Annotated in this window: 20 protein-coding genes; 3 read left to right on the plus strand and 17 right to left on the minus strand. The window is 54.6% G+C overall.

The features are described 5' to 3' along the window. Positions 1–318: 318 nt before the first annotated feature. Together ASE07_RS03640 and ASE07_RS29575 are read right to left on the minus strand one after the other, a co-directional pair. Positions 319–1,347 (minus strand): IS110 family transposase, encoded by a 1,029-nt coding sequence (locus tag ASE07_RS03640; RefSeq protein ID WP_057289455.1) that lies wholly within the window; start codon positions 1,345–1,347, stop codon positions 319–321. Beyond that, positions 1,323–1,508, minus strand: a 186-nt coding sequence (locus tag ASE07_RS29575) for a hypothetical protein (RefSeq protein ID WP_235548342.1), incomplete at its 5' end; no start/stop codon positions are given. The genes ASE07_RS03640 and ASE07_RS29575, both read right to left, overlap by 25 nt. A 474-nt stretch (positions 1,509–1,982) precedes the next feature. Here ASE07_RS29575 and ASE07_RS03645 point away from each other — a divergent pair. Beyond that, entirely contained in the window at positions 1,983–4,220 is a 2,238-nt protein-coding gene (locus ASE07_RS03645; protein WP_057289456.1) for an ATP-binding protein, read from the plus strand. Between the two features lie 273 nt (positions 4,221–4,493). On the opposite strand, the gene ASE07_RS03650 is transcribed toward ASE07_RS03645, so the two are convergent. The 3 genes from ASE07_RS03650 to ASE07_RS03655 all read right to left on the minus strand — a co-directional run bounded on the left by ASE07_RS03650 (position 4,494) and on the right by ASE07_RS03655 (position 7,580). Further along, entirely contained in the window at positions 4,494–4,892 is a 399-nt protein-coding gene (locus ASE07_RS03650; protein WP_082583938.1) for a response regulator, read from the minus strand. Positions 4,893–5,290: 398 nt separating this feature from the next. Further along, entirely contained in the window at positions 5,291–5,602 is a 312-nt protein-coding gene (locus ASE07_RS30600) for a response regulator (RefSeq protein ID WP_082583939.1), read from the minus strand. Positions 5,603–5,666: 64 nt separating this feature from the next. Beyond that, entirely contained in the window at positions 5,667–7,580 is a 1,914-nt protein-coding gene (locus tag ASE07_RS03655; protein ID WP_057289458.1) for a hybrid sensor histidine kinase/response regulator, read from the minus strand. A 174-nt stretch (positions 7,581–7,754) separates the two neighbouring features. Here ASE07_RS03655 and ASE07_RS03660 point away from each other — a divergent pair, with 174 nt between their 5' ends. Then, positions 7,755–8,168 carry a response regulator gene (locus ASE07_RS03660; protein WP_057289459.1) on the plus strand — a complete coding sequence of 138 codons (414 nt, stop codon included), beginning with the start codon at positions 7,755–7,757 and terminating at the stop codon, positions 8,166–8,168. A 47-nt stretch (positions 8,169–8,215) separates the two neighbouring features. Here ASE07_RS03660 and ASE07_RS03665 read toward each other — a convergent pair whose 3' ends face one another. The 10 genes from ASE07_RS03665 to ASE07_RS03710 all read right to left on the minus strand — a co-directional run bounded on the left by ASE07_RS03665 (position 8,216) and on the right by ASE07_RS03710 (position 16,352). Continuing rightward, positions 8,216–8,746, minus strand: a complete 531-nt coding sequence (locus ASE07_RS03665; RefSeq protein ID WP_057289460.1) for a hypothetical protein — start codon at positions 8,744–8,746, stop codon at positions 8,216–8,218. Between the two features lie 66 nt (positions 8,747–8,812). After that, a complete protein-coding gene (locus ASE07_RS03670; protein ID WP_057289461.1) occupies positions 8,813–9,562 on the minus strand; it encodes an MBL fold metallo-hydrolase in 750 nt (249 codons plus the stop codon). 260 nt (positions 9,563–9,822) lie between these two features. Next, the gene (locus ASE07_RS03675; RefSeq protein WP_057289462.1) at positions 9,823–10,038 is read right to left on the minus strand and encodes a TOBE domain-containing protein; all 216 of its coding nucleotides are present in this window, start codon (positions 10,036–10,038) and stop codon (positions 9,823–9,825) included. 124 nt (positions 10,039–10,162) lie between these two features. Beyond that, complete coding sequence (locus ASE07_RS03680; protein WP_057289463.1) at positions 10,163–11,005, minus strand: ATP-binding cassette domain-containing protein; 843 nt, start codon at positions 11,003–11,005, stop codon at positions 10,163–10,165. Positions 11,006–11,054: 49 nt separating this feature from the next. After that, positions 11,055–11,885, minus strand: a complete 831-nt coding sequence (gene ssuC, locus ASE07_RS03685) for an aliphatic sulfonate ABC transporter permease SsuC (protein WP_057289464.1) — start codon at positions 11,883–11,885, stop codon at positions 11,055–11,057. A 9-nt stretch (positions 11,886–11,894) separates the two neighbouring features. Further along, entirely contained in the window at positions 11,895–13,052 is a 1,158-nt protein-coding gene (ssuD, locus tag ASE07_RS03690) for an FMNH2-dependent alkanesulfonate monooxygenase (RefSeq protein WP_057289465.1), read from the minus strand. Between the two features lie 12 nt (positions 13,053–13,064). Beyond that, positions 13,065–14,045 (minus strand): sulfonate ABC transporter substrate-binding protein, encoded by a 981-nt coding sequence (locus ASE07_RS03695; protein WP_057289466.1) that lies wholly within the window; start codon positions 14,043–14,045, stop codon positions 13,065–13,067. A gap of 228 nt (positions 14,046–14,273) precedes the next feature. Beyond that, the gene (gene ssuE, locus ASE07_RS03700) at positions 14,274–14,873 is read right to left on the minus strand and encodes an NADPH-dependent FMN reductase (protein WP_057289467.1); all 600 of its coding nucleotides are present in this window, start codon (positions 14,871–14,873) and stop codon (positions 14,274–14,276) included. A gap of 33 nt (positions 14,874–14,906) precedes the next feature. Continuing rightward, positions 14,907–15,914 (minus strand): sulfate ABC transporter substrate-binding protein, encoded by a 1,008-nt coding sequence (locus tag ASE07_RS03705; RefSeq protein ID WP_057289468.1) that lies wholly within the window; start codon positions 15,912–15,914, stop codon positions 14,907–14,909. 213 nt (positions 15,915–16,127) lie between these two features. Next, the gene (locus ASE07_RS03710; protein ID WP_156396355.1) at positions 16,128–16,352 is read right to left on the minus strand and encodes a hypothetical protein; all 225 of its coding nucleotides are present in this window, start codon (positions 16,350–16,352) and stop codon (positions 16,128–16,130) included. 189 nt (positions 16,353–16,541) lie between these two features. On the opposite strand from ASE07_RS03710, the gene ASE07_RS28620 reads away from it, so the two are divergent. Then, a complete protein-coding gene (locus tag ASE07_RS28620) occupies positions 16,542–16,712 on the plus strand; it encodes a hypothetical protein (RefSeq protein ID WP_156396356.1) in 171 nt (56 codons plus the stop codon). A gap of 203 nt (positions 16,713–16,915) precedes the next feature. Here ASE07_RS28620 and ASE07_RS03715 read toward each other — a convergent pair whose 3' ends face one another. After that, positions 16,916–17,434 (minus strand): GNAT family N-acetyltransferase, encoded by a 519-nt coding sequence (locus ASE07_RS03715; RefSeq protein WP_057289470.1) that lies wholly within the window; start codon positions 17,432–17,434, stop codon positions 16,916–16,918. Positions 17,435–17,507: 73 nt separating this feature from the next. Continuing rightward, complete coding sequence (locus ASE07_RS03720) at positions 17,508–18,311, minus strand: dienelactone hydrolase family protein (RefSeq protein ID WP_235548344.1); 804 nt, start codon at positions 18,309–18,311, stop codon at positions 17,508–17,510. Between the last annotated feature and the right edge of the window lie 12 nt (positions 18,312–18,323).

The raw sequence follows: 18,323 nt of genomic DNA on the forward strand, positions 1-18,323 counted from the left end.
TTTCACACATAGATGGTCGCCCCCGGTTTGCCAAGCGTTCAATTCATGATGTCGCGCAGGTGGAGATTGCAGCCATAGATCCGGACTTATGATCGAGGCTGTTGCCTCCGTCCCTGATGGAATATGCTGGCAGGTTCCTAATCAGCCTATCGAGCTTGATGCTCCCCGTGTGAAATAGGTTTAGCCTGCCTCGGTCTGACCTGTTTTGCCATCACTTCATGATTGCCCGTGCAATCGCTGGAGGGTTCCTTCCCTTCGTATTACTTGTTCTGCTACAGCACTCTTTTTTTCATGTTTATGTGTTCTGCATCTGGCTCGTCACCGTGGAGTATTAAAAGCCAGATTGAAGGTTCGGTCATGCGCAAGCAGCGCCCACATGATCCTGGCGTTTCTGTTGGCCAGCGCCACAGCAGCAATGTTGTGATGCCTGCGCTCGGTTAGTTTGGACAGCCAGCCGCTCACGTAGTCCGCCTTTCGCTCTGCCACGCGCAATACGGAACGCGCACCGTGGATCAATAGCATTCTGAGGTAGGAGTCGCCGCGCTTGCTGATTCCGAGAAGGTTTTGCTTGCCGCCGCTGGAATGCTGACGAGGCACCAATCCCAGCCAAGCTGCCAGCTCCTTGCCGCTCTTGAAATTGCGCGCGTCACCAATGGAGGCTACAAGCGCACTGGCGGTAATGGGGCCAATGCCTGGAATTTTTGCCAGCCTTTTGCTTGCTTCGTTCTCCCGGTGCCAACGCTGAATCTGCTGTTCAAGTTCCTCAACATGCCGATCAAGCTCACGCAAATGTTCTACTAGCCGCTGCAGCAATTGAAGGAAAGTGCTGGGCAAATCCGCTGAAGCAGTGGCAAGAATGTCCGGCACCCGTTTCAATATGTGGCATATACCCTGGGGCAGTACGATGCCGTACTCAACCAGCATTCCGCGAATTTGGTTAGCTTGTGCAGTACGTGCTTTGACGAAGCCCTGGCGTGCCCGGTGCAGAGACAGTACCGCCTGCTGTTCGATGTTCTTGATAGGTACAAAACGCATATTTGGCCGGGTTACGGCTTCACAAATTGCCTCGGCATCGGCAGCGTCGTTCTTGTTGGTCTTGACGTAGGGTTTGACGAACTGAGGAGCCATGAGACGCACGGTATGTCCGAGTCCTTGCAACTTCCTTGCCCAGTGGTGTGCACTGCTGCATGCCTCCATGCCGATCAAACACGGAGTAAGCTTGGCCAGAAACGGTAACACCTGATCACGCTTGAGTGCCTTCTTGGCTACCGTTCTTCCATGCTGATTCACAGCATGGAGTTGGATTACATTCTTTGCCAAGTCTAGGCCAATCGTCGCAATTTGCATTCGTCGCTCCCTTGGTTGATGGTTGTCGCAGTTCCTCTACATATTACTGCGATGCAATCTTGGGAGAGGGCGACCATTCCATTAGCCTTGGCGGTATGCGGACATTCATCGATACGAATGGAGTTCACCATGGAGATGAAAAGGATCAATGCCGGGAAACTNGCAATTTGCATTCGTCGCTCCCTTGGTTGATGGTTGTCGCAGTTCCTCTACATATTACTGCGATGCAATCTTGGGAGAGGGCGACCATTCCATTAGCCTAGACCCTGAGCAGTCTCTTGCCTTTCTCGAAAGCGGACTTACGTTATGCAATGCTGTATCGGGGGAGTATGATTTTTATTTGGCGAGCATCCTGAGCATAGCGTGACCTGCTAAGAAGCCCAGATCGGCACCAATCTCGAAAAGCGTTTTGAGGACGGACAAGTCCAATCAGGCGAGACGTATGGTATTACTCGCTTGGTTTGGGAAAGTGGATGGCGAAGCTGATAGAGGTCTCTTTCCGACGAGAATATAAGGTAATTTGATGACTGAAAGCAACTAACGAGAATGCATCTCAAGCGTGGCTTACAATAGGAGGATCGTAGCATGTTTGCGGTACTTCGCCGCCATAGCGGCTTTTTAGGATCCAAGGACACATGTTGCCATTAGCCACACAAGAATCGGTTTTTGATGAATCACCTCAAACAACACACTTTGCTCGCTTCTATGATGAAGATGCGCACCTGATCGAGGAAGTCGCTGATTTCCTTGACAGTGCACTTCGCAAAGGCGGAGTAGCTATTGTCATTGCAACTCCGGATCATATCGCCGGCTTGCGCCAGCATCTGATGGGCCTTGGATCGCTGCCAGGGCAGCCGGACTGGTTTTCCGGGAAGCTGATTGCGCTTGACGCCGAAACTGCACTTGCCCAGTTTATGGTCGACGGTTGGCCCGATGAGGCGCGATTCCGGGACACCGTTGGAAAGATCGTAGGCGAAGCGTGCGCCAAAGGACAAACAGTTAATGCTTTCGGCGAAATGGTCGCATTGCTGTGCGCCCAAGGCTTATACGATGCCGCCATAAGGCTTGAGCAATTGTGGAACAGCCTTCGTGACAACTGTTCCTTTTCTCTCTTCTGCGCCTATCCGTGGCACTTATTCCCAACGCTCGAACTGGCAGAGTCTTTCCAGCAGGTATGCGCCGAACATGACCATGTTTGTTCGCATGGCGGCCATCTGCACTCGCCCCTTGAGTTGAATGACATCCAATCGAGGACAACTCAGCTAGAACAGAGGGCGCGCGCCCTGCAGGCAGAGGTTGATCGCCTGAAAGAATCGGAGCAGACACTCAAGCATCGTGAAAAAGAATTTGCCGATTTTGTCGAGAACGCTGCCGAAGGCCTGCATCGCGTCGGCCCGGATGGAACAATCCTTTGGGCGAACAAAGCCGAACTAGCGATGCTCGGTTATCGCTGGGAAGAGTACATTGGCCATCATATTGCGGAGTTTCATGCGGATCGGTCGACGATTGAGGCTATTCTTGCGAAACTGCTGGCTGGTGAAACCTTATATGACCAGCCGGCGCGGCTACGGTGTAAAGACGGCTCGATTAAGCACGTAGTCATCCATTCGAACGGGAGCTTCAAAGACGGCCAACTGCGTTATACCCGGTGTTTTACGCGCGATGCAACGGAACGCCATCAACTGGAACAGGCCTACGTTGAGCGAGAAGCTCTGCTCGCCGAACTCACCAGAGCCAACCGGGCCAAAGACGAATTTCTGGCGATGTTGGCACATGAACTGCGCAATCCGCTCGCACCAATTAGTGCAGCAGCACAATTGCTGGAGCTGGCAGCTTCCGACCCGGTGAAGGTGAAACAGGCCGCCGGGGTCATCAGCAGGCAGGCTAGACATCTGACCGTCCTTATTGACGATTTACTCGATGTGGCACGGGTAACAAGAGGCCTCATTGTGATCGACAAGAATCCAGTCGATTTCCGTCAGGTGCTCTCTGACGCCATTGAGCAGATGACTCCCCACATCAGCGCGCGGCAACACAGTCTGTCGCTACACCTTCCGCCTGAGCCAGCCAATGTGGTCGGAGACCATAAAAGGCTAGTGCAGATTGTCACAAACTTGCTGGCTAACGCTGCAAAGTACACGCCGGAGGGTGGCAATATCAGCGCACGGCTGCAGGCATCATCAGGTGAAGTGATATTGGAGATTTCGGACAACGGAATTGGCATGGCACCGGACTTGCTGACTCAGGCATTTGATTTATTTTCTCAAGGCGAACGAACATCCGATCGATCGCAAGGAGGCTTGGGCCTAGGCCTTGCCTTGGTCAAGACCTTGGTCGAGTTACATGGAGGAACAGCGCATGCCGATAGTGCAGGTCTCGGCCAGGGCAGTACATTCACCATCAGGGTGCCGGGAATTGTCATTGCGTCGAACGATGTAAAGGGTTCATCTATCTCCGAAGAACAAGCCCCCAGATCAACGCAGGGATTGAGATTGATGATAGTGGACGACAATGCCGATGCAGCAGATACATTGACGCTGCTACTCAAGGCCACAGGCCATGAAGTTTTTACTGAGTACACTGCTGCTAGTGCAATCGATCGATTTCGCGAGAGACAACCGGACGTCATGCTGCTCGATATCGGTCTGCCCGATATGGATGGAAAACACCTTGCACGAAGGCTGCGAGCCATGCCGGAAGCGGCAAAAATTGTTCTCATTGCAGTGACCGGCTACGGACAGGAGCACGACAAGCAAGAGTCAAGCGCTGCTGGATTTGACTATCACTTTGTGAAGCCGGTTAATATCAGCGAATTGTTAGCTTTACTAGCCTCGCTATCCGCACAGAAGGTCGGTACGCAATCCGGCCTTTGATGTTGCTTGGGAAAGCAAGCAGATTACATGTATGGCAGTACAGCCATGTGTCCTCATACACTTAAACCCATCAGAATTCAGAGACTTTCACCGGTTCCAAAGATTCAAAAAGAACCGCACTATTCTGAAACTCGCCTAAGCTACCTGATTGCCCGTAGAACTGCCAGATGCCGCACAGCCGGCTGAAGTCTCGCGCCTTATTGGCCAGTTGTAGGCGTATACGGATCGCCCAAATCTCTTTTAGCCTAAGCAGCGCCTTTTTGTACTCAGCGTTTAGGCCGTAACGCTAGCAATTGCTCTGTCCAAATCATGTAGCAATACGGGCTTTACTAAATGGGCAGTGAAACCGGATCGCCGTGAGTTCTCCACGTCCTTTGGCTGCCCATACCCAGTCAATGCAATTAGAGGTAATTTTTGTAAATTGGCCTGCTTACGTAGTTCTTTTGCAAGTGCATAGCCGTCAAGCACTGGTAGGCCGATGTCGAGCACTGCTACTTCAGGCAGGAAACCAGGCGCTATTTGCAGTGCTTCGACTGGGTCGCTTGTTGACTGCACGTCGTGCCCGCGCTGCCTCAAATAATGAGATACGCCGTTGAGCGCGTCCACGTTGTCATCAACGAGCAAAATACACATAATTTTGCATGTCGGAAAGTCGACATCGCGGCGCCACATGATGCTGAGAAAGGTTCGCCACCCTTATCTTCTCAGGTCGGGTTTTGGCATTGAATGAGCGTCTGCTTTGGAGAATCGACACTGCCTGACAACTGACCGGTATTGGCCGATTGCCGGCATGTCCGTGTTTTCTATTGTCACTGGAAACGTCAAGCGGTCATTGCGAGTACGACGCAGAGACACAATAGTGTCAGAGTCTAACGTTGATAACGCATGAGTCTAACGATGACGATGGGCAATAGTTAGGCCGATACACCCTTGTCCGAACAATCTGTTCACAAACATTTAATTCTACGAATACCGCAATGGGATCGATTGCACGACGCCCTGACCGGTATCAGCCAAGGCGTACTGAGGGTGACCAGGCCAGGTTACCTAAAGCCGAATCTGTTGACAAGCTAACTGGTGAGGGTAGCAAACTTTGCGGTAAAGGAATTCATCGAAAAAGGTTTAGTCAGCAAATGCGTACCTTCTGGCAGCGCCTCGTTTTTCATGACTGCTTCGTCCGCATAGCCCGTAATGAGTAGAGTCGGAAGCTCAGTCCAGTGCGTGCAAACCAGGTCGCCAAGTTGGCGCCCGTTCAAGCCATTTGGCAAGCCGATATCGGTAACGAATACGTCCAGCGTGGAAGTTGCCTCCAGAATTCTCAGCGCCTCGCGTGCATCGCGTGCATCGCCTGCATCGCCTGCATCATAGCTGATCGAAATGATGCTGGCTTAACCCAAAAATGCACAATTTCAAGTAGTGCGTACCTCCGTGCAATATGGAAATCGACTATGACAACCGTAATTTCTTGGCGAGGTCGGCCAGTTTATAAGGCTTGTTTATAAAAGCAAACTCATCGACTCCGCTATGCTGCGCCTTCAACGCGGGCAGTGGATAGCCTGAAGCCAATAATATCTTCATGTCCGGCCGCAGCCGGCGTGCTCTTTTCGCCAATTCAATACCGCTCATGCTTGGCATCATGACATCTGAAAACAGCACCGAAATATCGTTGGTCCGCTCCAGTACTTCTAGGGCGGCAGGCCCATTATTGGCCGTAAAGACCTCATAGCCGATACTACGAAACAGTGCCGCTGCCATTTCCATGACATCCGGTTCATCATCGACAACCAGTACCTTCTCGCTACCGTCTTCTGACGGAGCAGCGTCACTGCTACGTTCATCAAGGGCAGGCAAATACAGGTTGATTGTCGTGCCGTGACCCACTCTTGACTCAACGTCCACGCCTCCATCGGATTGCTTCATGAAACCATATACCTGGCTCAAGCCTAAACCGGTGCCCTTGCCAACTTCCTTGGTTGTAAAGAATGGCTCAAACGCCCTTGAGATGACTTCAGGCGGCATGCCCGAACCAGTATCCGATACCGCCACCTTGACATACTGACCTGCTGCCAGACCTGAAACCTGTTGATCGGATAAGGTCACGTTGGATGTGGAAACCGAGATCTGTCCGCCATGTGGCATGGCATCACGTGCATTCACTACCAGGTTCAGCAATGCGGTCTCGAAACGCGGCGCATCGACCATCACGCTATTCAGCCCATTGGCGAGGACGAGGTTGAAGGAGATTGTCGAATTGCCCGCGCGGCGCAGTACCGCTTCAAATCCGTTGATTACGCTATTCAGATTGTACTTTTCCGGGCGCAGCGGCTGCTGTCGGGCGAAAGACAGCAATTGCTGGGTAAGCGTTGCGCCACGGTCGACGGCGCGTTTCATACTCTCAACAATTTTCAGTTCGCCAGGCTCCTGCGTTTTCAACGGCAGCACTTCCAGCCCACTGCTAATCACAGAAAGCAGATTGTTGAAGTCATGTGCGATGCCACCGGTCAGCTGGCCGATGGCTTCCATTTTTTGGGATTGAAACAGCGCTGTGTTCGCACGCTCCAGCGCTTCGGCGGCATTCTTTTTTTCCGTGATGTCGCGGGTAATCTTGGCAAAGCCGGCCAATGACCCGTCATCGTTATAAATCGCGTCAATGATGACATGCGCCCAGAACTTGCTCCCATCCTTGCGCATCCGCCAGCCTTCGCGCTCGAAGCGGCCTTCCTTCGCGGCGGTGGCCAAGGCAACGGCGGGTAATCCTGCGGCCTGGTCTTCCGGTGTATGGAAGCGGGAAAAGGAAGTACCGATGACTTCGTTAGCGCTATAGCCCTTGATCCGCTCAGCCCCTGCATTCCAGTTGGTGACCTCGCCGGTTGGCGATAACATGTAGATCGCGTAATCCGTCACACCCTGCACCAGCATCCGAAACCGTTGTTCACTCTGCCGCAATGCTTCCTGGGCCCGGCGTTGTTCGGTGATATCGCGTGTGACTTTGGCGAACCCGATATGCTGACCGCTGGTATCGTAAATAGGATCGATGACCACACTAGTCCAGAACCGCGTACCGTCTTTGCGGACCCGCCAGCCTTCCGCCTCGAATTTGCCTTCTCTTAAGGCGGTCTCAAGTGCTTTGGCCGGCAAGCCGGTTTGCTGGTCTTCAGGCGTATAGAAACGGGAAAAGTGTTGGCCAATAATTTCGTCTGCAGTGTATCCCTTAAAGCGTTGCGCGCCGGCATTCCAGCTTGTCACAATGCCCTCTGTGCTCAGCATGTAAATTGCGTAATCACTGATTCCTGAAACAAGCAGTTGAAACCGGTTCTCGTCTGTCGATTTTTGGGACGTCGAGGTGGTCATGTCGTTCATAGTAGGCTTATCCCTGTAAAACTGCCGGACATGCGCGGCTGAGGCGCAATGTTACACTTCTACCGCTCGGCATGCCCAAACGTCAGGCCCGATACTTGAGGGAAAGCAAGACATGCTGGCGGGCATCTTCTATAAATTGCCGATTCTACATTTATACCCTATTTTTCTGATGAGATGACCCGCCCGATTCTGCTTGTAGAAGATGCTCCGAATGACATTGAATTTGCCCTACTTGCACTAAAGAAGTGCGGTGTAAGCAATGAGATAATCGTCGCTAACGATGGCGAGGAGGCGCTTGATTATCTTCTATGCAGGAGAAAATTTCAGCATAGGTCACCGGGTAACCCGGGCTTAGTGTTGCTGGATCTAAAGTTGCCATCAGTGGACGGCATTGCCGTGCTGAGTACGATAAGGGCCACGCCTGCGCTGGCCTCCATCCCAGTAGTCGTCCTAACCGGCTCGGCGCTGGAAGCGGATATCAATACGACGGTAGCGCTGGGTATTGAAGAATACGTCGTTAAACCGATGGATATTCAGCAGTTCATAAAGACGATGTGCGGCCTCGCGTCCCGATTCATCAGACACTGAGATGGACTGCAAGTGGTGCTTATACCGATGTGGTGCGATAACAATTCTTAATGCCGGTGTTGGTCATGATGGTGATGCAGTTGATGATTGCCATCCGTCGCGTCATCGCCATGATCAGATAGCTGCGCATCGAACCATTGGTGCAGCGCGGTGGTGAGCTTTGCGTCGGCAGCATGGTATTGCAGTTCGGCCCCGCCTTTTATGTCTCGGTATGCAATTGAAATCTGTCCCGGCCTGGCTTCACGCAGTGTGGAAAGACCCGGCATGTCCTCACCATGAATATGCGACGGACCGGCAAAATCGCCTGCCTTGAACTGCTGTTGAATATCACGAAGATGCTGGCGCACGAGTTTGATCTGCGCCTTGTCGTTAAGGCGCTTAGCGATCACGCGTTGTATTCCGCCGCCTTTTGTTTTGCTAAATACATGCGTGGTTGCAGCAAGGTCGAAAGGCATGACGTCGGCGCCACGCTGCGCCACTTCAGCCTGCCGCTGGTGTGACGGCGTGGCGTGCTGGGCAAATACTGTTGCTGCAGGAATGGCTACGGCAAGAACAACAAGAATAAGCGATCGTTTCATGGTTGTTGGTGGTTCCGGTTAATAGCCACTACGCATTGGGATCCGCGGCAACGCCAGATGCAAACCTTACCCTTGCGGGCTGTCGGTCATCTGCCTGCAATATTTTTCCAGGTTTTCCGGTAGACCGCTAGGGCACACGCCACACTGCCGGTTGCCGGGAACGGCATAATCAATGAACTTCGGATAGGGTAAATTCAGCCCGGCCATTATCTGCTTGAATTCATCCAGCGACCGTGCCTCTCCTAATCTGGGATTCCGCTTCTTTTCCTGCGCGATGGTGGAGACGCGTCGGTCATTGTAATCATGGGCCGGATAAACAAGTACGTCCTCCGGCAAGGTGAACAATTTTTCACGTACGCTTTTGTACAAGGTATCTGCGTCACCATTCTGGAAGTCGGTACGGCCACAACCATCGATTAACAGCGCATCGCCTGTGAAGACCCTCTCGCCCAACAAATAAGCAAAGTGCCCATCCGTGTGACCCGGCGTATGCAGGGGTTGCAGTTCAATGCTGCCCGCGCGAAACGGCTGTCCCTCTTCCAGGCCGATGTCGGCGCAAGGCAAGCAGTCATGCGCCGGCGCGACAATCTTGCTTCCCACTGTCCTCTTCAGTTCCAGCGCGGCAGTGATATGGTCTGCATGGATATGCGTATCAACGGTGTAAGCCAGTGTGAGTCCGAGGCGCCTGACTTCAGCGAGGTCGCGGTCCATGGCGACAACGACTGGATCGATCAGGATCGCCTGTCCGGTTTCTTCGCAGCCGAGAAGGTAAGTGTAGGTACTCGACAGTGGCTCAAACAGCTGGCGAAAAATCATGGCAACTCCTGATGATTACGGGAAATGCATTTCAAGCTGGTCGGTACGCGAATGAGGGCAAGCAGATTTTCTATACCATCGCAAGCAAGGAAGCGATGGTCGTCATGCCTGTCTTGCACGGCTTGCGCCGCTTGTATTGTAAGCCGATATATTGACGCATGGAGGATTTACCCTCTGCTATACGTGATATCAATGCTGGCCGGCATGCTGGTATTTGAAGCGGGTGAACGGCTTGCAAATCAGTTCACCCGCGAACAGGCTTAGAGCTTAGCGATCGACACTTCGGTGGCTTTGACCAGCGCCACGACTTCCACACCAGGCGCCAGGCCCAGATCCCGCACCGAGCGTGTCGTAATGACGGAAGTGACAATGCCGGCAGGTGTTTCCACGTCGACTTCCGAGACCACCGGACCGTCGATGATGGCCTTGACCTTGCCACGGAATTGATTGCGTACGTTGATTGCCTGGATGCTCATGATTTCTCCTTGGAAGAGCGATAAAAAGATAAAAGAATGCCGGTTGTTGCCGGGCCTTAGCGCTTAACCATGATTAACTATGGTTGACTATGATTGACTATCGAAATGGCGGGTAGGACTGGTCCTACACCGCCCACGACACCTGGTTGACCGTCTTTAACAAGGAGAGGTCGCCAAGGGAACTATCGGGCCGCGATGCAGGATGCCGCAGGACGCGCGAAAGAATCAGTTCCTCCAACCGGGCAAATGCGGGATTACCACGCGCACGCGGGCGTGCCAGCGTAATCCGTTCGTCGAGGGTGATCCTGCCATCCTCAATCAGCACGACGCGGTCGGCGAGCGCAATCGCTTCCTGTACATCATGAGTGACCAGCACAGCGGTAAAACCCCTTTCCTGCCACAAGCCTTCGATAAGCTGTTGCATTTCAATGCGGGTTAATGCGTCGAGTGCGCCGAGCGGCTCGTCCAGCAAAAGCAATTCCGGGTCATGCACCAAAGCGCGGGCCAGCGCAACACGCTGACGTTGACCACCCGACAGGACCGCCGGCCATTCTTTGGCGCGGTCCTTCAGGCCCACATTGCTTAACGCCTGCGCAGCCTTGTCGCCGGGATCGTCCAGGCCCAGCGCGACGTTATCCAGGACACGCTTCCATGGCAGCAGGCGCGAGTCCTGAAACATGATGCGGGTATCGGGCCGCCGGCCGGCATTGTCTGCGATGCCAAAAGCAATCTGCCCGTTATCTTGCCTTTCGAGATCCGCAATGAGCCGCAGCAAGGTGCTTTTCCCGCAACCGCTGCGTCCGACAATGGCGATAAATTCGCCGGGAGCGATATCAAGTTCCACCGCTTTCAGCACCGGCCTGCCGGCGTACGATTTCCACAGGGCTTGCACGGTGACGCGCACGCCACGCTGGCCGGACGTGCCCGCTTTGACCACCTGGTGATGCTCAGTCGAGTCATTGATCATATTGTTCTATTCCTGTCTGGTAATCCCTATTGCATCGATGGGCACATACTCAACGGTAACCGGGGTGCCAGCGCAACGTGTAACGTTCCAGCAGACGCGCGAGCACGTCGGCAAACTTTCCCAATAGTGCGTAGAGCAGGATGCCGACAAGAACCACATCGGTCTGCAGGAATTCACGTGCGTTCATCGTCATGTATCCAATGCCGGATTGCGCGGAGATGGTTTCGGATACGATCAACAGCACCCAAACGAGACCCAGTGAAAAGCGCACGCCAACCAGGATGGATGGCAGCGCACCCGGGAGGATCACATCACGGTATAGTGCCCATCCCGACAGGCCGTAACTCTGCGCCATCTCGATCAATCCTTTATCCACCGAACGGATACCGTGAAAGGTATTCAGGTACACCGGAAAAAATACGCCGACGGATACCAGGAATAATTTGGCAGTCTCATCGATGCCAAACCAGAGGATCACCAAAGGAATGAGCGCCAGCGCCGGGATGTTGCGCACCATCTGTATGGTGGTGTCGAACAAGGTTTCCGCTTGCCGGAAACTGCCGGTCAGCAGTCCCAGGAGCAAGCCGAGCCCGCCGCCGACGGCAAATGCCGATAGTGCACGCCATGTGCTGATCCTGACATGAACGAATAGCTCACCCGAAACAGTCAATTCCCATGCTGCCTTGAGGACGGCGACTGGCTCCGGCAGGATACGGCTGGACAGCCAGCCGAACTGTGCCGCAAGCTGCCATGTTGTCATCATAAGGATTGGCACGATCCAGGGAGCCAACCGTGTGGCCACGATCCTGCTCCACGACAGGCGTGCCGCATCAGTGGCAGGCGGCGTCAATGCCTCGAAATCTGCGGTAGTGACATGCATGATGGTCCTTTAGCTTTGCGATACCTGTGGCAGAATTTCGTTGGCGACGACTTCACCAAACGGTCCGGTCAGCGATCCCTGATGCAACTGGCCGGGGGCTCGCTTACCGATCAACGGGAACACCAGTTCGGCAAAACGGTACGCCTCTTCAAGATGTGGATAACCGGAAAAAATGAAGGTGTCGATCCCGAGCTCGGCGTACTCTTTCATGCGTGCGGCGACGGTTTCCGGATCGCCCACGAGGGCGGTGCCTGCACCGCCACGCACCAGTCCGACTCCTGCCCACAAGTTGGGCGAGACCTCCAGCCTGTCACGTCGCCCGCCATGCAGCGCGGCCATGCGTTTCTGCCCGACCGAATCCATTTTCGAAAACGCGGCCTGGGCCTTGGCAATGACGTCATCGCTGAGGTGGCTGATCAACTCATCCGCCGCCTTCCATGCGGCTTCATTGGTTTCACGCACGATGACATGCAAGCGAATGCCGAACCGTACGGTGCGCCCATGCCTTGCCGCACGCGCCCGGATATCCGCGATCTTTTCGGCGACTGCAGCCGGGGGTTCGCCCCAGGTGAGATAGACATCGACCTGCTCCGCGGCGAGTTCATGGGCAGCGTCCGATGAGCCACCGAAATATAAGGGAGGATGCGGCTTTTGTACTGCCGGGTACAGGGTTTTGGCTCCCTTTACCTTGATATGTTTGCCATTGAAATCAAAGCCCTTGTCACCGCCTTCTCCGGCGAGCGCGCTACGCCAGACACGCAAAAACTCCGAAGAGATTTCATAACGGGTCTCGTGATCGGCAAACAGGCCGTCGGCTTCCAGTTCACCCTGGTCCCCGCCGGTGACGACATTTACCAGCAGGCGCCCGTTAGATAAGCGGTCAAAGGTTGCCGTAGTTCGCACGGCGAGGCCAGGGGTGCTGAGACCCGGTCGAATCGCGACAAGAAACTTCAGGTTCCTTGTCGCACCGATGAGGCTGGACGCCACCACCCATGGATCTTCGCAAGAGCGCCCGGTGGGAATCAGCACGCCGTCATAGCCGTTCGTGTCGGCCGCTACGGCGACCTGACGGAGATAATCATAATTAACGGGACGCGCGCCATGGGAGGTGCCGAGATAGCGGCTGTCGCCGTGTGTGGGTAAGAACCAGAAAACGTTGAGGCTCATTTTTTCTCCTGATTACAGCCTGGCGCCAGTTACGGCACTGCGCACGTTGATCTTCTTCGGAATCAGTTTAAGATTGGCGAACACGTCGGCAATTTTTTGCTGCTCGTGTAGGACCGCATCGTTGACCGGCGTAATGCCATACGCGTAACGTGACGCGGCGAGTTCGACGATATCGGCTGGCAAGCCAATCTGCCCGGCCAGAATGGCGGCCACCTCCTTCACGTTCTGACGGCTCCATTCATCTGTCCTGACCAGTTCATCAACGATGAGCTTGACGACGTCGGGATTTTTCTCTGCGTAAGGACGCGAAGCAAGGAAGAACTGGTGGTTCGCGACCAATCCCTGGCCATCAGCGAGTATGCGGGCGCCGAGCTGCTTTTCGGCGGCGGCGAGGAACGGATCCCAGATCACCCATGCATCAACGCTGCCACGTTCAAAGGCTGCGCGTGCATCGGAAGGGGGAAGATAGATTGGCGCGATATCCTTGTAGTCGAGCCCGGCCTTTTCCAGAGCCTTGACCAGCAGGTAATGCACGTTCGAGCCCTTGTTGAGGGCAACTTTCTCGCCTTTCAAATCCCTCACTGTTTTCAGCGTGGAAGTCTTCGGCACCACGATTGCTTCCGATAAGGGCGCCGGCGGTTCATTGGCGATATACACCAGGTTTGCGCCCGCCGCTTGTGCAAATATCGGCGGTGCTTCGCCAACGGTACCGAAATCGATGCTGCCGACGTTCAGTCCTTCCAGCAGCACCGGCCCCGCCGGAAATTCCGTCCATTTGACATCAATACCTTGTGCTGCAAGACGCTTATCCAAGGTACCTCGCGCTTTAAGGATCGTCAGCGTGCCGTACTTCTGATAACCGATGCGCAGACTGCCGGCTTTCGCTTGTGCCAATGCGGCACCCGGCAATGTCGTGGCAATGGCTCCCAGTGCGGCCGCTGAAAGAAGCCCCAGGGTACGGCGCCGGGCATTGCGTGTATTGTTGTTGTCCATGTCATGTCCTCTCTTGCAGTTGGTATGCTGTATTTCCGTTGCGTGTGTTGGGTGTTGTGTGTTGATTGATCAGGCAAAAGTCCTTCCTGCCATCGCACGCGTTAGGCGCGATGGTCGCTCCCGCCACGATCAGGATCGGGCGGTGAGGTGTAATCAGTGAGGGACTAGAGCAGGCGATGTACTTGGAACACTTCTGGCCTGACTGGGCCGGATGACGCCGAAAGTGTTCTACACGCTACATCGCACCTGGGCGAAAGGCACCGGAGTGAATTCGGTAGTGGAAGAAATTTTTGCGCGCCGCAGCGCATACAGGTTTTCCGAAAGATGTTCGATTCCTTCGGTAATGCGCTCGGCAATTGCGGGATCGACGGTCAGCCCCTTATCCGCGGTCCAGGCAACCTGCGCTTCAGTTGCATAAATACTGGGCAACACATGCCTCGCTGCGAGCGCTGACAGCACAGGACGCAATGCGTAATCAAGAGCAAGCATATGCGACTGGCTGCCGCCGGTAGCGATCGGCAGGACCAGCTTGCCGTCCAGCCCGTCCTGCGGCAGCAGATCGAGGAAAGCCTTCAGCACACCGCTGTATGCCGCCTTGTAGACCGGTGTCGCGATGACGACTGCATCGGCCTGTTCGACCTGGGACTTCGCAATCCTGATGTCCGGATTACTGAAATCAGCCTGCAACACCGCTTGCGCCGGCAGGTCAAGGACGTGCAGCTTGCTGTAACGATGTCCAAGCAAAGCCAGACGCTCGCCGACATGGTGCAGCAGTCGCGTCGAACGCGAAGGAATGGACGGACTGCCCGCTAACAGAAGAATGCTCATGATGAATCCAGTCGGTGTCGATTCTTGTGGTGTTTATTTTTTGCCCGGCTGGTAAATCTGGTCGAACGAGCCGCCGTCGGCGAAGTGTGCCTTCTGCGCCTTGCTCCATCCACCAAAGGTTTCGTCTATCGTGAACAGCTTTACTTTCGGGAATTGCGCGGCATATTTTTTCGCGACCTTTTCCGAAATTGGACGATAGTAGTTTTGCGCAGCAATTTCCTGGCCTTCATCGGTGTACAGAAATTGCAGGTATGCTTCAGCAAGTTTACGGGTACCACGCTTGTCGACGACCTTGTCGACGACGGCGACCGGTGGCTCGGCGAGTATGCTTTGCTGCGGCGCGACCACTTCAAATTTGTCGGGACCGAGTTCCTTGATCGCGAGGATCGCTTCGTTTTCCCACGCAATCAGCACATCACCGATGCCACGTTCAACGAAGGTGGTCGTCGCGCCCCGTGCACCCGAGTCCAGAACGGGAACGTTCCTGAACAGGCGCCCGATGAATTCTTTGGCTGTGGCGTCACTGCCGCCGGGTTGCTTCAATGCATAGCCCCATGCCGCAAGGTAGTTCCAGCGCGCACCGCCCGATGTCTTGGGATTTGGGGTAATGACGGATACGCCGGGTTTGACCAGGTCGTTCCAATCCTTGATGCCTTTCGGGTTGCCTTTGCGAACCAGGAAGACAATGGTGGAGGTGTAAGGCGAGCTGTTATGCGGCAGACGCTTCTGCCAGTCCTTGGCCAGCAGGCCCTTGTCGGCGAGTTCATCAATGTCATAAGCCAGCGCCAGGGTGACGACATCGGCGTCCAGCCCGTCGATGACCGAGCGCGCCTGCTTGCCGGAACCGCCATGTGATTGCTTGATGCCGATGTTGTCGCCGGCTTTGGCTTTCCATTGCCGGGCGAATTCTTTATTGACGTCCTGATAGAGCTCACGTGTCGGATCATAAGATACGTTGAGCAGGCTCGTATCGGCGGCCCAAACAGCGGGCGCGGCGAAGGCCAGCAGCAAGGCGGACTGGACAAATTTCTTGAGCAACATCTTTATTCTCCCTGGCGATGATTCCGGTTTCAGAAGTCGTCAGGTTAAAGAAGTGCTTGTGAAATAAGAACGAATAGTTTTGCGGTTCTTTATGCGCTTTTCGTATTAAGCCGCAATGTCCACCGCGCCGCGTCACGCAGTTAGGAATTAAACCGCAGTGCGTTGGTTACAAGAACCAGGCAGTACGTTAAGCACCCCGAATCGGCAAGCCCATCAACGACCTTCAATAAAGTCCTTGATCGCCTTTCTCGCATCGTGCTCGCGAGCCGACTTTACCATCCCTCGGCGCTGAAACATACCGACTGCGGTCACTACGGCAACAGGTGCCAGACAGGTTGCGACGGTCCATGGCGTCATCACTGTCAAGCCTGCCATCATCGATTCGGAGCCGGGTGCAAACAGAAGTGCTGGAATATGCCGGGATTTCATCATTGCCATTCCTTTTTCCGGTAACTTGGTTTGACTGTCGATGATGCGCGGCGTGAAGTCTTTAATCTATATCAAGCTCCCCGGCATCGATAGAATCGAAATAATCGTTAGATCGAGACGGAAGTTTCCTCTTGTGTCAGTCCACCGATTCAAAACCGGTGTAAATTGCAAGATAACCAGATAACCGGAAACCATGTCATGCACCCGATTAATTATGAACAGTTGAAAGCCGACCTGCGCAATCTGCTAAAACAGTCTGATCAGCCGATGCATGTACGAGATATGATCGCAGCAAGCCTGGAAGCGATCGAGGACCTGGAAAGGCAACTCGATGATGCAAGAGACCGGCTCGCGGACCGTCATACCTGAGCATTAAAGAATTTCCAGATGAATATATAAATTCAGATGGCCTTGCGATGTGCAACAGCCTGTACGGATTCATCCGGCTGAAATGCTAGAGCGGATTTCATCGTGGTGTACGGAGAATCGGGTCGACTTGGCGTGCAGGACAAGGCGCGCGAAGTGCCGTGTGGCGGGCCACACAAGCGACAGTACACACGATGAAATCCGCTCTAGGCCTCGGCAGCGCCGCACCGGCATGGGGCTTTCTTGCCATAACTCGCAGTGAGCCGCTTGGTAAACACAATGCCTTCAGTACCAAAGGCGGTCTGGGCGGTAGTGCCCTCAAGATAGCCATTGCGTGCATAAAAACATTTGGCGGTAATCGTGCTCGTGACCTGCAGGTTTGACAGGCCCAGTTCAGACGCACGCGTTTCCAGGGTCCGGAGCAAAACCTTGCCGATACCGAGAAAGCGCGCTTCAGGGCTGACATAACAGAGGACGATCTTTCCCTGTCTCGTCATGATGGCAACTCCGGCGAGTACGCCGTCGGTCAAGGCCACGATCGAATAATTGGCGTGTGCAGCGAACCAGCTGGTTACCGTATCGGGGGTCTTGTTGCCAAGCCATGCTGCAAGGATGGCAGCATCATTGCGATGGTCATCCGTGCAACATTCGGATATCGAACGGCGAAGCACGTTGCAGGCATCATGGGCGTCGTCCGGTCTGGCTGTTCGTATCTCGATGTTCATGTTCGCTATCACTGCTGTCACTGGTGTCACGGTGCAACTATAGGGTCTTTTTCAGGTCCTTGTCACGCCGCAATCACACGCCATGTTGCGCGAACCACGACTGCAGACGCTGCCAGCCGTCTTCCGCGTCATCTTTACGATAGCTGGGACGGTAGTCCGCATAGAAAGCATGCGGGGCGTCCGGGTACACGTGAATCTTCGATGCGTGGTTACCTGCCTGTGCGAGCGCATCCTGCATTTGCTTCACGGTGGACAGCGAAATCCCCTGGTCCTGCCCGCCATATAGTCCCAGTACCGGCGCATGCAATCGGGCAGCGACGCCAACCGGATGGACTGGATTAAGCGAATTGGTATCGCCGGCCAATCTGCCGTACCAGGCAACAGCCGCCTTGAGGTTCGGTTGATGCGCCGCGTACAGCCAGGTAATCCGTCCGCCCCAGCAAAACCCGGTCACACCAAGCCTGCGCGTATCGCCGCCATGTTGTCCGGCCCATGTGACACAGGCATCGAGGTCGGTCATCACTTGTGCATCGGGCACGGTAGCGACGATCTTGCGAATTTCATCAATGGTTTGCAACGATGCCACGTCACCCTGGCGAACATAGAGCTCCGGTGCGATGGCGAGATAGCCAAGCTTCGCAAAACGCCGCACGACATCCTTGATGTGTTCATGCAGGCCAAATATCTCCTGCACGACGAGAACCACCGGATGCGGACCGCTAGCCGCCGGCGCGGCGTAATAGGCGGGAATCGCCCGGTCGCTGGTCGCGACCTCGGTCATGCCGGTCTCCAGGCCTTGCGTATCGGTTGTGATGACGGTGTCTTGTGCCACCGGTGTGGTGGCTGCTGCGAAGGTCTGCGTTGGTGTCGTTGTCACGATATGTCCTCT

It is taken from the genome of Noviherbaspirillum sp. Root189 (assembly GCF_001428545.1).
GTDB lineage: Bacteria > Pseudomonadota > Gammaproteobacteria > Burkholderiales > Burkholderiaceae_D > Noviherbaspirillum.